Origin of the sequence: Gordonia liuliyuniae (genome assembly GCF_021738805.1) — a bacterium.
In the GTDB taxonomy this organism is placed as follows: Bacteria; Actinomycetota; Actinomycetes; order Mycobacteriales; family Mycobacteriaceae; genus Gordonia; species Gordonia liuliyuniae.
In genome coordinates this window covers 523,159-538,906 of the sequence record NZ_JAKKOR010000001.1, presented here as the reverse complement: position 1 = coordinate 538,906, position 15,748 = coordinate 523,159, and the positions used below count along the sequence as shown (strand labels likewise).

Sequence of the window (15,748 nt, the reverse complement as noted above, 5' to 3'; positions counted from 1 at the left end):
GATGCCCGAGTCTTACGCTTCTGCAATCAGTTCAATAAGTGGCCTATGTCACGCTGACCCGAAGGAAGTTGTATGCGTCACCTCAATGCCCGGAGTACCCGCCGCATCGCGGCAGCACTTGCCGCATCCGCCTTAGTCTTCGGAGTCGCGGCGTGTGCCGACGATTCCGCCACCGACACCCAGTCCGACGACGCCGCGATCTCAGCGGCACCCGACGGCACCTTCGCCGGGAAAAAGGCTGAAGGAACTCCCATCAAGATCGGCGTCATCAACTCCGAAGACGGCCCGGCCATCTCCCAGCCCGAGGGTCGCATCGCAGCAGAGGCCGCGGTCAAGTACGCCAACGACAACCTCGGCGGGATCGGTGGGCACCCGATCGAGACGGTCATCTGCAAGAGCAAGGAGGACACGTCCTCAGCGGCCGACTGCGCAAACCAGATGGTCGAGCAGAAGGTCGCCGCAGTCACCGTGCTCAACTCGGCGCAGGGCGATGTGATGGAACCGATCATCGCCGGCGCAGGCATCGCGTACACCGGCTACAACGGAGTCGGCGGCAAGGAACTGACCTCGGATTCAGCCTTCTTCTGGACCGGCGGCTTCCCCGGAATCCTGACGGACATGGCCAAGTACGCCAAGCAGCAGGGCCACGACAAGGCGACGCTCTTCGTCACCGACAACACCGGCATCGTCGCAGCCACACAGTCCATGGGGAAGCCGGCGTTCGAAGCGTCGGGAGTCGACCTGACGATCACGCCGATTCCGCTCGGCACCCCAGATGCTTCATCGCAGGTCGCGGCCGGCGTCAAGGACGATCCGGGCATGGTCGGCCTGGTCGGCGACGCGACCATGTGCAGTTCCACGCTCAAGGGACTCGAAACGGTCCAGTACTCCGGCGAGAAGGTTGTCATCACCGCGTGTAACGACGACTCCGTAATCGAAGGCGCAGGCAGCGCGCTCGACGGGTCAAAGATCATGACCACCACTGATGCGAGCGGCGACGACGACGAGTCGAAGGCCTACCGCGCGGTCATGGCCAAGTACGCGCCGGGCGAAACCACCGAGGGATCGGCACAGACCGGCTACCAGTCGATGATGGGCCTCATCCGTGCCGCATCGTCGGTGAAGGGCGAGCCCACCCCGGAGAGCATCATCACCGCGATTCGCTCGGTGAAGGACGTCGCCGTTCCTCTCGGCGGCGGCGGCACGATGACCTGTGACGGAAAGATGCTTCCCGGCCTGAAGGCTGTGTGCGCGAACTTCGCGCTCGTCGGAGACATCGACGCCGAGGGCAGTATCTCGAACATCGGCCTGCTCAAGTAGTCGCGGTTCAATCCTGACCGAACCATAGTCTCGAACCTCTAGAGAGCGAGTCATGTCCGACTACTTGTTGTTCCTCTTCCTCGGCCTCGGCAGCGGCGCAGTGTTCGCCGCGTTGGCTATGGCCCTGGTGGTGACATTCCGCAGTTCAGGAGTGGTCAACTTCGCCACCGGCGCGATCGCTCTCTACGTGGCGTACACCTTCGCGTTTCTCCGCAAGGGCGAACTCATCCTGCCCGTCCCGGGGCTCAAACAGAACCTGAGCCTCGGGGCGCCGCAGAATCTCGCGATATCGATGGTGATATCACTGGCGGTCGCCGCAGTCTTGGGGCTGGTGCTCTACGGGCTGGTGTTCCGCCCGCTGCGCAGCGCGTCGCCGGTAGCCAAGGCGGTGGCGTCTATCGGCGTCATGCTCCTCATCCAAGCCGTCATCGCACAGAAGGTCGGCACGAGTCCGGTCGCGGTCGACGCCATCCTGCCGAAGGGCTATTTCACCCTCGCAGGCACCCGAATCCCCACCGACCAGTTGTGGTTCGCCGCGATCATCATCCTGCTCGGCATCGCGCTGACACTTCTCATTCGCTTCACTCGCTTCGGTCTGGCCACTCGTGCGGTCGCCGAAAGCGAGCGCGGGGCCCTCGTCTCGGGGCTCGCGCCAGACCGCATCGCCGCAGTCAACTGGGCCCTCTCGACCGTGGTTGCGGGACTCGCGGGCATCTTGATCTCCCCTATCGTCCCGCTGATCCCGCTGTCGTACACCCTGTTCATCGTTCCCGCATTGGCTGCTGCGCTATGCGGCGGCTTCACCAAGCTCGGTCCCGCGATCTTCGCCGGACTGGCGATCGGCATGGTGCAGTCCGTCCTCACCTACATGCAGACGACCGTCGGCTGGCTCCCGTCATCGGGTACTGCGGAACTCGTACCACTCGTCCTAATCCTCGTCCTGCTCGTCGCTCGCCGGGACCGACTGCCCCAGCGCGGCTCCCTCGTGCCTCCGTCTCTGGGACGCGCACCCCGGCCTCGCAACTTGTTCGTGCCACTGGTGGCAATCGTTCCGGCCATCGTCCTGTTGATCTCCACGCACGGATCGGTTCGGGCCGCAGTCATCACGAGTTTCATCCTCGGCGTCATCGCGCTGTCTCAGGTGGTGGTGACTGGATACGCGGGGCAGGTGTCGCTCGCCCAGCTCGCCGTCGCAGGTGTCGCGGCGTTCACGTTGTCGCGACTCACGACCGGGCTCGGCATACCGTTCCCGATCGCACCCGTCCTCGCCGCGCTGATCGCCACCGTCGTCGGAGTCGTCGTCGGCCTCCCCGCTCTTCGCCTCCGGGGCCTGCCCGTCGCGGTGGTGACACTCGCCATGGCGGTGACCCTCGAAGCTCTCTGGTTCCGCAATGTCGACTTCAACGGAGGGCTCGGAGGCGCGCCGGTCGATCCGCCCAGCCTGTTCGGGCTGGACCTCGGCATCGGTGCGGGCGCAAACTACCCGAAGATCGGGTTCGGCATCCTGTGCCTGATAGTGCTCGCCACAGTCGCGTTCTGTGTCGCGTGGCTGCGCACCCGACGCCTGGGAGCCTCGATGCTCGCGGTGCGAGCCAACGAGCGTTCGGCTGCCGCAGCAGGCATCGACGTCCGCCGGGTGAAGATCGCAGCTTTCGCGATTGGATCGTTCATCGCCGCGATCGGCGGCACCCTGATGGCCTACCAACAGTACGGTGCGACTGCGTCGTCGTTCACCGCGCTCGCCGGCATCGGGCTCTTCGCCATGGTCTATCTGGCCGGAGTCTCCTCCGTCGCCGGCGGGATCACGGCGGGGCTCGTCGGAGCAGGCGGCATCATCTTCCTTGCGCTCGACCGGTGGATCGGGCTCGGCGAGTACTTCGGCATCGTGTCCGGCGCACTCCTTGTCCTGACCATCATCCTGAACCCGGAAGGCGTCGTCGGCCCGCTGCATACACTCGCCGCACGGGTCCGCCGAGGGAAGCTGGCTCCAGCAGCCGAAGGTTCATCGCTTATCGTCGGTGATGCTCCCACGATCGGCGGGCCGATCGTATCGGTCGACGGAGTCGGCGTTCGCTACGGCGGAGTCATCGCGCTAGACGACGTCTCGTTCGAGGTCCGCCACGGTGAGATTCTCGGACTCATCGGCCCCAACGGGGCGGGCAAGACGACCCTCGTCGACGCGATCAGCGGATACGCGAACTGCACCGGATCGGTCACCCTCGACGGCGCAGTCCTCGACGGGGCCCCGCCGCATCTCCGCAGCCGGGCAGGTCTCGGCCGAACGTTCCAAGGAATCGAGTTGTACGACGACCTCACCGTTCGCGAGAACGTGGTGGTCGGCACCACTGCGGCGCTGCATCGACACGGCAACGATGCCGAGCCCGATCTCGACAGGCTCTTCGCCACGCTCGACCTCACTGAGGTGGCCGACCGGCCCGTCGACGAGCTCTCCCAGGGCCGCCGCCAACTCGTGTCCGTGGCGCGGGCGCTCGCGGGCAGGCCGCACGTCGCGCTGCTCGACGAGCCGGCCGCAGGCCTCGACTCGGCGGAAAGCCATTGGCTCGGTGAACGCCTTCGTGCGGCCCGAGCAGGCGGTGTCACGGTGGTGATGGTCGAACACGACATGGGCCTGGTCCTGGACATCTGTGATCGGGTGATCGTCCTCGACCTCGGAAAGGTCATCGCCGTCGGCACTCCCGCCGAGATCCAGAACAACCCGCAGGTCGTCGCCGCCTACCTGGGGTCCTCCCACTCGCCAGCACCGGCGGAAGACGACGAACCCGCTCCCATCAACGATGAGGTGAACGCATGAACTCCCGAATCGAAGTCACTGGACTAGCAGCGGGATACAACGGCTCATCAGTCGTCCGCGGTGTCGCCTTCTCCCTCGATGCAGGACAGATCTTGGCTGTGCTCGGCCCGAACGGCGCGGGAAAGTCCACGACGCTCCTCGCTCTCGCGGGCCTGATCGACCGCACCGAAGGCTCTGTGCAGATCGACGGGACAGAGCTCGCCTCTAGCCATCCGCGACGCGCGGCGAAACGCGGTATCGTCCTGGTGCCCGACGACCGATCGCTGTTCACCACACTGACCGTCACTGAGAACTTGCGGCTCGCCGCCACCCGCCGCAGCAAGGTCGACGAGGCACTTGACCTGTTCCCTCGACTCAAGGACCGACTGCAAGTGCCCGCGGGTGTCCTCTCCGGCGGCGAGCAACAGATGCTCGCGATCGGCCGAGCACTCGTCCAGGACCCGAAGGTTCTGTTGATCGACGAACTGTCCATGGGGCTGGCTCCGGTGATCGTCGAATCTCTTCTCCCTGTCCTGCGCACCGTCGCCGACGCTGGCGTAGCCGTCGTCCTCGTCGAACAGCACGTGTCGCTCGCTCTCGCCACCGCGGACAGGGCACTCGTCCTCGCTCACGGCGAAGAAGTGCTCGCTGGGTCGGCCGCCGATCTTCTTGCCGACCCCGGCCGTATCGAAGCCGCCTATCTGGGAACCACGCTGGCGGTGTGACGCGGCGCCTCACCTCCCGCTGACGGGCCCGTCGTACCATGCGCCGTCGACCGCGGAGTCGACGGCGACCAAGCGATGGGCCAGCAGCCAATCGCCGTCGACGGGCACGAGTGCGTCCCGATAGCGGCCCCAATGGTCGAGTCCTCGCTGCGTCAGGACTTGGAAGTATGCGGCAGACTCGATCCCAGTCGGCGTCACCGAGGTGAACACCACGTTGGCGATGAAGTGCCGGATCTGCGGAACCCATGAAGGATTCTCCGAGCGAGACCCGGTCAGCAGTTCGACGATCTCCGCGCGTCCGGTCGCCACGGCGCCACCCTTGATCTCCAATACGCCGTTTTCGGCAAAACAGGCGGTGAGATCGGCGATCCGGAAGCGATCGCCTGCGTGGTTGTACGACGCGTACGTATTCCTGACGCATTCCCGCGCCGCGATCTCCCAAGCGTCCATCTCGTCCACCTGCGTTCCTTAATCAGTGATCTGTTCTAACGAATTCCGTTTTCCCCGAGTGTATCGCTGTTCCGTAAAATCAGAACTGGATTATGCTCGGTCCGTGGAGGAACCGACATCACGTGCAGCAGAAGCCGTCCAGCGCAGCTTGAGCCGCAGGCAAGCTACTGCGGAGACTGAAGTCGCGCGGCTCATCGCCGCGGGCCGGGAACTCTTCGGGGCGGGCGTCAATCCGCGCGTCGCCGACATCGTCACAGCGGCCGAAGTGTCCATTGAAGCCTTCTATCGATACTTCGGAAGCAAAGCCGAGTTCGTCGCGGCGATCTCCGAAGACGGCATACGGAGGGTGTCGACGTACGTCGGCCACAAGGCCGCCAGCGCCGACTCCCCCGGCAGACGCCTGCACGCGGCCGTCACCGCACTCATGAGCCAGGCCGCCACGCCGGAACTCGCCTCAGCCTCGCGCAACATCTTGGGCAGCCGCCACGAGGTCGCGATCAGCTTGTCGTTCCGCACCGAGATCGCCGAGATCCTCGCGCCGATACTCACCGACCTCGGATCGACCGACGTCCTCCGCGACTCCCGCCTGGCCGCGACAACTCTCATCGGCGCCGTCGAAGACCAGGTGTGGAACGCGACGCTGCCGACCGATGACGATATCGGCCACCTGGTCGGCTTCCTTCGTCACGCGATCAGTTGATCACACACCGACTCAGGCGAGAACTGCTCGCACTTCATCGAGCAGACGCGGCACGCCGTCCACCATCCGTCGCATCGCAGGCGGCATCGCACCGCCCCGCCGGCCACGTTTGAGCAGCAGTGCCGTGGCTGCAGCCTCCTTGTACTTCGTCAGCGCGTCGAACCAATCCATGTCCGCAAGGCTCACACCGGCCGCGGTCTCGTACGCGGCGATCAACTCGGCCTTCGTCGGCGTACCTACGGGAGCTCCCGGCTCGGCAGCCGGATGACCGGCCTCATCGGTGAAGAACGTCAGCCACGTGAGATCGATCCTGGGATCCCCCAACGACCAGATCTCCCAGTCGATGATCGCGGTGACCCGGCCACCCGAGCACAGCGTGTTGCCTAGGCGATAGTCCCCGTGGTTGACCACCGGCTCCATCGCAAGCGGAATCGACGCCTCCAAGAGTTCGGCGCACTTCTGGAAGTCTCCCTGAAGATCTGCGGGGACAGTCTCGAACGCCCGCGTCCACCGCTCGATCTCGTCACGAATACCGACGCGCGCTTCGCCCTCCATGTTCAAGTCGCCGGGCCGGACCGCGTGCAGTTCCGCCATGGCCACTGCAGCGTCGTATGCGCGAGCCTCGACCTCCGCAGGCACTGCCCGCTCACCCACCGGCTGCAGGACCGGCTCTTCACAGCGCCCCGGCACCAGGTCCATGGCGAAGAACGGCGGCGAGTCGAGTCCCCCGCCGGCACCGGCGAACACGACGCCGGGCACACGGACACCACCGTGGTCGGTGAGCGCACGCATCAACGCGGCCTGCCGCAGAACGTCCCGGTTCCGAACCGGTTCGAATCCGGGCGGAGCGACCTTGACCACCACGTCGTCCGCGCCGTCGAGTCGCGCGATGTACGTCAAGCTCGAGGCTCCGCCGGTCAGCGGGTCTAGACCGACGAGGCGCACACCCGGACACGCCGTCGACAACTCCTTCGCCACCCGCGGCCACATCTCCTCAAGCACATCGTCCATAACGGAACCCCAATCATAATTGTGTTTGTTATTCTCAGAATCTTATTCTAGATTGAATGAACAGTAAATGCAGCATCGAAGGTGAGACGATATGTGGGACTTCTCGACCGAACCCGACTTCCAGAAGAAGCTCGACTGGATGGCCGACTTCGTCCGCGACGAGTGTGAACCACTCGACACGCTGTTTCCGCACGGAGGCGACCCGTACGACGTCACGAACGAAGCGAGCCGCGCAATCCTCCGGCCACTGCAGGAGCGCGTAAAGGGGCAGGGCCTGTGGGCCTGCCACCTCGGCCCGGACCTGGGCGGCCCCGGATACGGACAACTCAAGCTCGGCCTGATGAACGAAATCATCGGCCGCTCGTACTGGGCACCGACCGTGTTCGGAACGGCGGCCCCAGATACCGGCAACGCTGAGATCATCGCGATGTTCGGCACCGAGGAGCAGAAGCAGCGGTATCTACAACCTCTGCTCGACGGCCGGATCGTCTCCAGCTTCTCGATGACTGAGCCGCAAGCGGGCGCCGATCCGAAGGAGTTCACTTGTCGCGCATGGCAAGACGGCGACGAGTGGGTGATCGACGGCGAGAAGTGGTTCTCCTCCAATGCTCGTTACGCCGAGTTCTTGATCGTCATGGCGGTCACCGACCCTGACGCCTCCCCCTACCGGCGGATGTCCATGCTGATAGTCCCCACCGGCACGCCTGGAGTCGAGATCCTTCGCAACGTCTCCGTGCTCGGCGAACGCGACGATCTCGACGAAGGAATCCACGGCTACATCCGGTACAACGAGGTCCGGGTACCTCTGGACGCGATGCTCGGCGGACCGGGCGAAGGATTCGCCGTGGCGCAGGCGAGGCTGGGCGGAGGACGCGTCCACCACGCCATGCGGACCGTGGGCCTGTGTAGTCGCGCACTCGACATGATGGCCGAGCGAGCTCTGTCGCGACGCACTCAGGGCGAGTTGCTCGGATCGAAGCAATCGGTTCAGCACATGCTCGCCGACTCCAAAATCCAGCTCGATCAGTTCCGCCTCCTCGTTCTACACACCGCGTGGATCATCGACACCAAGCCGCACGGGAGTGCCCGTAGTTCCATCGCCATGTGCAAGGTCCAGATGTCTCGCGTGATGCACGACATCATCCAACGAGCGGTGCACCTGCACGGCTCGTTGGGGGTCACGTCGGAGCTGCCGCTTGCCAGCTGGTGGGCGAGCGTACCCCAGCTGGCACTGGCGGACGGACCGACCGAGGTGCATCAAGGCACGATCGCCAAAGAGTTGCTCAAGACGTACACGGCCACGACCGAGTTGTTTCCCACTGAGCACTCCCCGACCCGCCTCGCTGCGGCCCGACGCAAACACGCCGACACGCTGGCCTCGCACGGCCTGCCATGAACTACAGAAGCGCGTTCTCGACTACAGGCTGCTCGACTAGCTCGATGTAGTACTGCCCGAACGAGTACTGGCAGTACTGGACATAACACGCCCAACGACATCGACGACGATACGAGCGGCTCAGTTCACTCCACCAAAGGAAGTCCAGATATAGTCGACTGATCACACTGTATTCAGTGGATATACGTAGACTATATGTTCGGGACGCTGCACCTCGTCTGCCGTGCCGAAATCGTTGGAGGGGACCATCTCATGGGGAAGCGCGACAGCACGTCGTCCAGTGCACGTGTAGGCGAGGTGATGCGCGCTCCGAAGACCGCCGAGTTGATCGCTGGCCATCTGCGACGGCAGATCGTGCGAGGCGACCTTCTACCAGGGCAGACGCTTCCCGCCGAAGCTGAGCTGATGGAGCAGTTCTCTGTCTCGCGACCGACGCTTCGTGAAGCGTTCCGCATCCTCGAAGCCGAGACACTCATCGGAGTTCGACGCGGCGCGCGCGGTGGCGCCCAGGTCTTGGAGCCCGACCCGATCGTCGCCGCGCGACACGTCGGGCTTCTCCTGCAACTCCAGAACACGACCATTCAGGACGTGTACGAAGCCCGCATGGTCACCGAACCCGTCTGCGCCCGAATGCTGGCCGAAGTCCGAACAGACGACGACCTCGCAGATCTGCGCGCCGTGATCACCGAACTCAAGGCCATGGTGGAAGGCTGGATCGAAGCCACCCCTGACCTCTCGCGCTGGAGCGCGATCACCTACCGGTTCCACGAGCTCATCTTGCAACGATGCGGCAACAAGACCCTGGCCGTTCAGGGCGCCGTGCTGGCCGACATCGTGAACACACATCTGCAGCAGACGATCGCACAGGGCATGACGCGCCCCGAACATGAACAGAAGAGCCGGTTCCAGAAGACGATTCGCTCCTACGTCCGTCTCGCGAACCTCCTTGAGAAGCGTGATGGTCCCGGGGCCGAGAAGCACTGGTTCCGCCACATGGAAGTCGCTGCGACCTACCTCTTCATGTTCGACGACGAGAACAAACCGTTAGTCGACCTCTTCAACTGACGGGGTTTCAACTGACCGGCGTCAACTGATGGGGGCGAGAAACTCCGCGGCGTACGCGGCGAGGCCGTCGACGGCCGCAGCGATCGACGTCACCGGCAACTGAACCACGAACGAATCGACACCGGCCGCTTCCAACTCGTGAAGATGCGCTCGGTGTTCGTCGACTCCCATCGGCCCGCGCAGGTAGTCGGACTGAGGAGTCTGCACCTGCACGAACGCGTCCGGGCTAGCCTCCCGCAGAGTCGCGATCTGTTCTTTGAGCATCGCGATGGTCAGCATCGGCATCCGGGTCGTCGCCGCGACCTCCTCGGACACGATGAGCGGACTCCAGCCGTGGTGAGCCGCGGCGCGACGACGCGAGAGCGCGCTGTTCCCGCCGATCACGATCGGAGGGCCGCCTGCGGTCACCGGCTTCGGCAGTGAGGCGACATCGCGCCCGGCGAAGTGCACTCCTTCGAAGTTGTAGGGCGCCCCGGCGGACCAGAGACCCTTCATCACGTGCAACGACTCATCGAACCGCTCGTTACGAGCTTCGAAATCTATTCCAAGGGTGCGGTATTCGCTCTTGAGGTAGCCCGTACCGGCGACGACAGTCAATCGTCCGTCGGAGAGCAGATCGACTGTGGTCAACGCCTTCGCCGCCGCAAAAGGGTTGTGATAAGGCAACACCAGCAGATAGGTCATGAGACCTATCCGTTCGGTGGCCGCCGCGAAGAAGGCGAGAGCAGTCGTGAGATCGAGTGTCTCGTGACCGCCCGCCTGCAGCCACCGCAGCGACGGAGCCGGATGCTCCGTCAATGCGAGCGCGGCGAACCCTGCCTCGTCTGCTTGAGTGACGACGCGACGGACTCCGCCGCGCGAGAGCAGCAACGGATCGAAATCCGGACCACCGACCGGGTACTCGACGGTGAACTTCATGACAGTTCAACCCTTCTGGCGCAAGGCGCCGCTCACACTCCGACGATCGACCGCTCCACCAGATCGGCGATCGCCGCCTCGTCGTAGCCGACGCTCTGCAGAATCGCGGTCGTATGCTGACCGAGCGTGCAGCCCGCGTCCGCCTTGGTCTGCGAGCGGGAGAACCGAGTGATCGGCGCGAGGCGTCGATGTTCGTCGAAGATCGGGCTGACGGCTTCGACCGCGTAGCCGGCATCGAAGAACTCGTCGCTCTGCATCTTCCATTCCATGTTTTCCTCGGCGACTTCCACGCAGCCCACGTTCTGTGCGGTCAACTCCGACTCCCAGTCAAGCTTTCCGCGGCGACCGAAGACATGGGAGAGGACCTCGACGAGCTGTGCGTCGTTCGCTCGACGGCCATTCTGGTCCGCGAAACGCTCGTCACTCGCCAGATCCACGTACGGTGCGAGCGCGGTGACGAGGGCCGCCCACTCGTGCTCGTACGGCGCGGCCAGGAACACCCACCCGTCCGCGGCCCGGTACAGCCGATACAGCGCATGCAGTCCGTAGAACTCCGTATCGACGTGATCGATGTTCGGACGGCCGTCGTATTGGGTGTTCAAGGCGATCATCGACTGTTGCGCCGAGGCGAGCATCGTCGTTGTCATTCCGGGCATCTCGACGCCTCGACGCTTCGCATACAGGCCGAGCAACAGCCCGGTGCCGACCCCCAACGCTGCGATGCCGTCTGCCTGTGCGCAGTTGACTGCACCGGCGGCGTGCAGCGTCGCGGCGCGCAGTTTCGCCTCACGCATGTCTGCCGGGGCCTCCACACCGCCGCCGTCGGTGGCCGATATGCCTGCTGCCGCATCGATCGACGGCGCGTAGGCCGGACGCGCCGCGTACGGACCAGTGGTCCCATAGCCCGGGGCGTTGAGGTAGACCAGGTTCGGATTGAGCGCTTTGAGCTCGGCCTCACCGACGCCGAGACGGGCGGCGGAATCGCCTCGGAAGCATTGGACCACCAGATCGACGTCGGTGACGAGCGCATGGATGATCGCAAGCCCCTCCGCCGAGGAGACGTCGACGGCGAGGCTTTCCTTGCCTTGCATCACCTTGGCCCCGCCGGCCTCGGGAAATGCGACGAGGCTGCGGATGCCGTCGCCCTCGAGCGGCTCGACGTGGATCACTCGCGCACCGAGGTCGGTGAGTACTGCGGTGCCGTAGGGGCCGGCGAACATCGACCCGAACTCGAGGATTGTGACGCCGTACAGCGGGAGGCCGGCTCCCGCGTCGCCTGCGGGAGCCGTCGCCCGCTTCGCGGACGCCGCGGTGATCAGCGTGTCGAGGAACTCGTCGTCGGCTCCTGCAGCAGGGGCGGGTCGGATCTTCGATAACGGTCCCGCATCGGTGTGCACGAGTGTGGACGCCTGCGTCACCGGGCCGAGGCCAGGCTGGTCGATGACCTCGACCCGTTTCTCAAACACCGTCTGCGGGTGCTCGAACGAACCCTCCGGCGAGCGGAAGATCTCAGCGCTGACGTCCGGGTTCCGCTCGAATGTCGCCTGCCATTCCTCGAAGGTCCGGTCCTGCACACGTTCGAGCATCTTGGTCCACCACTCCTCGCGGAGTTCTGCGGTGGGGAGCATCGGGAACCCTTCCCACTTCTTGTCGGCGAGCTCGGGCGCGAGTCCCAGTTCGATGAGCCACGCCTGCATCAGGCGAGGCGCCGTCTGCGCGAACTGCATCCACGTGCCGTCTTTCGTCGCCGCGATCAAGAGTGCGTAGATCAGGTACGCCTGCGGTACCCCGTTCTCGTCGTACGCGACGTCCATCGGGGTGAAGGCCCCCGGGTAACGGTGGAGGACGAGTTCGTAGAACCAGTTGTAGACCTCCAACGCACCGAGTCCGCGGACCAGGTCGGACTCGACGACCTGGCCGCGGCCGCTGACCTCGCGGTCGAGCAGGGCCGCCAGAACACCGTGCACGGCAGCTTGGGACGCGCCCCACGACGCGTACGGCGCGGTCACCATCGCCGGCCCCGGCCGTAGTGTCAGCTGGCGCTTGGACCACATGGCGCCGGTCTTCGCGTAGACGAGTCCCTCCCACCCCTTGTAGTCGCGCCACGGGCTGTCGGATCCCCACCCCGTGATGTGTGCGGTGACCAGTCGCGGATACTTCTCCGACAGCGCGTCGGCAGTGAGTCCGATCCGCTCGGCTGTCGTCGGCCGAAGGGTATGCACGAACACGTCCGCGCCCACGAGCAGCGCGCGCAGACGGTCGCGGCCCTCATCGGTGCGGAGGTCCAGGGTGACGCTCTTCTTGCCGCGAAGCAATGCAGGCCACCCCGGCATCTGCCGGACCATCGACCCGCCCGGAGGCTCGACCATGATCACCTCCGCACCGCAGTCCGCCAGGAACTGACTGACCTGCGCCCCGGGAAGGGTGGAGGACGCATCGACGACCACCAGTCCCGAGAGAGGTCCTGATTCTGCGGTCTGGTTCGGTTGAAGCGAGGTCACGGGTCCTCCTGATGTGATGTACGTTACGGGTTAATAAGTTACCTAATTAAACCAGAAATGGAAGAGCATGGCAGCGGATCGTCCGAACACTTCCACCACGGACAGGTTCGCCAATTCCCCGACATCCATACGCACTATCAGTTAACTGATTTAACCCGTAAGATGGGCTCAATCCATCCCTAACCGAGACCACGAGGTGACCCATGGACCGAGGCCTGTACACCAGCGACCACGACCATTTCCGCGAAGTAGTCCGTGAATTCGTTCGACGCGAAGTCGAGCCGAACTACGCACAGTGGGAAGAAGACCACTCGACCGGCCGCGACGTCTGGGCGTCCGCAGGCGAACACGGCATCGTCGGGCTGTCCGGACCTGAGGAGTACGGCGGTCCCGGAATCGACGACTTCCGCTATCGGATGGTGGTCTGCGAGGAACTGGCCCGTGTCGGCGCGACATCCCTCAGCTCCAGCTTCTCCCTTCAGGACGACATACTCATTCCGTACGTGACGGCGATGGCCACCGACGACCAGAAAGCCCGTTGGCTTCCCGACATGTGCGCGGGCCGGAAGATCATGGCCGTCGGCATGACCGAACCAGGCACCGGGAGCGACCTCAAAGGCATCAAGACGTCTGGAACCAAGGTCGACGGAGGCTGGCGAGTCAGCGGCTCGAAGACCTTCATCACCAGCGGAATCCAGTCCGACTACGTCGTCGTGGTCACGAAGACCGATCCGGCCGGCGGGACAGACGCTTTCACCCTGCTCGTCGTCGAGGCCGGGATGGCGGGATTCACCCGCGGTCGCAAGCTCGCCAAGCTGGGGCTACAGGCGCAGGACACCGCCGAACTGTTCTTCGAGGACGTCTTCGTGCCCGACGACAACGTACTGGGGATCGTGGGCGGCGGGTTCCGCCAGTTGATGGGCCATCTGCCGTTGGAGCGGCTCTCGATCGCCGCCATGGCGCTCGCGACCGCGGATGCCGCCCTGCAGTGGACCCTCGACTACACGAGTGAGCGCGAGGCCTTCGGGCGACCCGTCGCCGACTTTCAGAACAGTCGATTCGTGCTCGCTGACATGGCGACCGAGCTCGATGTCACTCGGGCATTCGTCGACAAATGCGTGCTCGCGCAGAACGACGGCGCACTGACCGCCGTCGACGCCGCGAAAGCGAAGCTCTGGGCGAGCGAAGTGCAGAACCGGGTCATCGACCGCTGTCTCCAACTCCACGGCGGGTACGGCTGGATGATGGAGTACCCGATCGCTCGCGCCTACCTCGACGCCCGAGTCCAAAAGATCTACGGGGGCACCAACCAGATCATGCGGCAGATCATCGGACGTGACCTCACCGGCCGTCGGTGACTCCACCGGTTAGGCCCCGGGCGCAGGAAGCTTGCGACGCAATACCTTTCCGCTGGGAAGTCGCGGAAAGTCCGATAGGACGGTCCACCCACGGGGAGCCTTGAAGCCTGCGACCCGTTCACGGACGAACGCGTCGAGCTCACTCACTACCCCGGAGTCCGCGCGCCCGGTATCGGCGAGTTGGACGTACGCATGCACGCTCTGGCCGAACTCGTCGTCGTCGACGCCCACGACGACGACGTCGATCACCGCGGGGTTCAGTATCAACGCATCCTCGATCTCACGGGGGTAGATGTTGACCCCGCCGGACACGATGAGGTCGACTCGGCGGTCGGAGAGGTACAGGTAGCCGTCAGCGTCGACGTGTCCGAGGTCGCCGAGCGTGTTCCAGCCCGCCGAGTTCCACGCGTCTGCGGTCTTATCCGGATCGCCGTGATACTCGAACCGCCGCACGTCACCGAACCAGACGGTCCCGATCTCCCCGGCGGGGAGTTCGCGGCCGTCGTCGTCACAGATGTGCACTGTGCCGAGGGCCGCCTTGCCGACCGTCCCCGGGCGTTGCAGCCACGTCTGTGAGTCCACCATGAAGAACCCGGTGCCCTCGCTCCCCGCGTAAAATTCGACGAGGATCGGACCGAGCCAGTCGATCATCTGCTTCTTGACCTCGACCGGGCAGCGCGCTCCGGCATGCACGACTGTTCGCAGCGTGCCGAGTTCGTATTTTCCCCGTACGTCTGCCGGGAGTTTGAGCATCCGGACAAACATGGTCGGAACCATCTGAGTCGCGGTGACACCGTACAGTTCGATGAATTCCAAGGCGGCTTCGGCGTCAAACCTGTCCATCACGATCGCCGTACCGCCGTTGCGGATGGTTCCCATCGTCCAGCCGAGCGGCGCAGCGTGGTAGAGCGGCCCCGGGCTCAGGTAGATCGAGGACCTGCCGAATCCGAACGCGGTCCCGATCATGTGGTCGATCGCCACACCACTGCCGAACGGGGCGCGCGTCATCTCCGGGACGATGCCCTTCGGTCGTCCGGTGGTGCCCGAGCTGTACAGCATGTAGCAGCCCTCGACCTCCTTCGAGATCGGGTCGGCCGACGCCTGTGATGCGACCTCGTCGAGACTGCCGCCCACTGTCAGTTCGACGACCTCCCGGGACGCCGCCCCCACACAGTGCGCCGCCAGCTCCGCCTGGGACGGCGTGGACACCAGCACGCGCGCCTCGCAGTTATCGACGATGTATGCGGCTTCGTCGCCTGTCAGATGCCAGTTGACCGGTGTGTAGTACAGTCCGGAGCGCTGTGCGGCCCACACCACGGGAAACAGGTCGAGACAGTTCTCCATGAGAATCGCGATGTGGTCGCCGACCTCCAAACCCAGGTCCGCGAACACATGCGCGATCGCATTCGACGCCGCTTCGAGTTCGGCATAGGTCAGGGTCGCACCGCTCTCGGCCATCACCACGGCCGGCTTGTCGCCGAGTTCTGCCGCCAGAACGCTCAGGTGCATGCTC

The 15,748-nt window shown here is 64.7% G+C and carries 12 protein-coding genes; 7 read left to right on the top strand and 5 right to left on the bottom strand.

Features of this window, described 5'->3' with window-relative positions; all coding sequences use genetic code 11:
* The first annotated feature begins 72 nt into the window (after positions 1-72).
* From L5G33_RS02470 to L5G33_RS02460, 3 genes are read left to right on the top strand one after another with little or no spacing between them, the layout of a single operon-like run.
* Positions 73-1,320 (top strand): ABC transporter substrate-binding protein, encoded by a 1,248-nt coding sequence (locus L5G33_RS02470; protein WP_236996546.1) that lies wholly within the window; start codon positions 73-75, stop codon positions 1,318-1,320.
* Between the two features lie 52 nt (positions 1,321-1,372).
* Complete coding sequence (locus tag L5G33_RS02465) at positions 1,373-4,132, top strand: branched-chain amino acid ABC transporter permease/ATP-binding protein (protein WP_236996545.1); 2,760 nt, start codon at positions 1,373-1,375, stop codon at positions 4,130-4,132.
* Positions 4,129-4,836: an ABC transporter ATP-binding protein gene (locus tag L5G33_RS02460; RefSeq protein ID WP_236996544.1), complete on the top strand. Its 708-nt coding sequence runs from the start codon at positions 4,129-4,131 to the stop codon at positions 4,834-4,836. Before L5G33_RS02465 ends, L5G33_RS02460 begins: the two co-directional genes overlap by 4 nt.
* 9 nt (positions 4,837-4,845) lie before the next feature.
* Here L5G33_RS02460 and L5G33_RS02455 read toward each other — a convergent pair whose 3' ends face one another.
* Complete coding sequence (locus L5G33_RS02455; protein ID WP_236996645.1) at positions 4,846-5,286, bottom strand: nuclear transport factor 2 family protein; 441 nt, start codon at positions 5,284-5,286, stop codon at positions 4,846-4,848.
* Between the two features lie 103 nt (positions 5,287-5,389).
* Here L5G33_RS02455 and L5G33_RS02450 point away from each other — a divergent pair, with 103 nt between their 5' ends.
* Positions 5,390-5,986 carry a TetR/AcrR family transcriptional regulator gene (locus tag L5G33_RS02450; RefSeq protein WP_236996543.1) on the top strand — a complete coding sequence of 199 codons (597 nt, stop codon included), beginning with the start codon at positions 5,390-5,392 and terminating at the stop codon, positions 5,984-5,986.
* A gap of 12 nt (positions 5,987-5,998) precedes the next feature.
* Here the strand turns inward: L5G33_RS02450 and L5G33_RS02445 are convergent, their stop codons facing one another.
* A complete protein-coding gene (locus L5G33_RS02445) occupies positions 5,999-6,997 on the bottom strand; it encodes a phosphotransferase family protein (RefSeq protein ID WP_236996542.1) in 999 nt (332 codons plus the stop codon).
* 91 nt (positions 6,998-7,088) lie between these two features.
* Between L5G33_RS02445 and L5G33_RS02440 the strand changes: the two genes are divergently transcribed.
* Together L5G33_RS02440 and L5G33_RS02435 are read left to right on the top strand one after the other, a co-directional pair.
* Positions 7,089-8,393, top strand: a complete 1,305-nt coding sequence (locus L5G33_RS02440; protein ID WP_236996541.1) for an acyl-CoA dehydrogenase family protein — start codon at positions 7,089-7,091, stop codon at positions 8,391-8,393.
* Between the two features lie 252 nt (positions 8,394-8,645).
* On the top strand, positions 8,646-9,458 hold the full coding sequence (locus L5G33_RS02435) for a FadR/GntR family transcriptional regulator (protein ID WP_236996540.1): 813 nt from the start codon (positions 8,646-8,648) through the stop codon (positions 9,456-9,458).
* 21 nt (positions 9,459-9,479) lie between these two features.
* On the opposite strand, the gene L5G33_RS02430 is transcribed toward L5G33_RS02435, so the two are convergent.
* Together L5G33_RS02430 and L5G33_RS02425 are read right to left on the bottom strand one after the other, a co-directional pair.
* Positions 9,480-10,376, bottom strand: a complete 897-nt coding sequence (locus tag L5G33_RS02430; protein WP_236996539.1) for a TIGR03619 family F420-dependent LLM class oxidoreductase — start codon at positions 10,374-10,376, stop codon at positions 9,480-9,482.
* A gap of 32 nt (positions 10,377-10,408) precedes the next feature.
* On the bottom strand, positions 10,409-12,877 hold the full coding sequence (locus L5G33_RS02425; protein ID WP_236996538.1) for a CaiB/BaiF CoA-transferase family protein: 2,469 nt from the start codon (positions 12,875-12,877) through the stop codon (positions 10,409-10,411).
* A 203-nt stretch (positions 12,878-13,080) separates the two neighbouring features.
* Here L5G33_RS02425 and L5G33_RS02420 point away from each other — a divergent pair, with 203 nt between their 5' ends.
* On the top strand, positions 13,081-14,235 hold the full coding sequence (locus tag L5G33_RS02420; RefSeq protein ID WP_236996537.1) for an acyl-CoA dehydrogenase family protein: 1,155 nt from the start codon (positions 13,081-13,083) through the stop codon (positions 14,233-14,235).
* 9 nt (positions 14,236-14,244) lie between these two features.
* On the opposite strand, the gene L5G33_RS02415 is transcribed toward L5G33_RS02420, so the two are convergent.
* Positions 14,245-15,744 (bottom strand): AMP-binding protein, encoded by a 1,500-nt coding sequence (locus tag L5G33_RS02415; RefSeq protein WP_236996536.1) that lies wholly within the window; start codon positions 15,742-15,744, stop codon positions 14,245-14,247.
* Between the last annotated feature and the right edge of the window lie 4 nt (positions 15,745-15,748).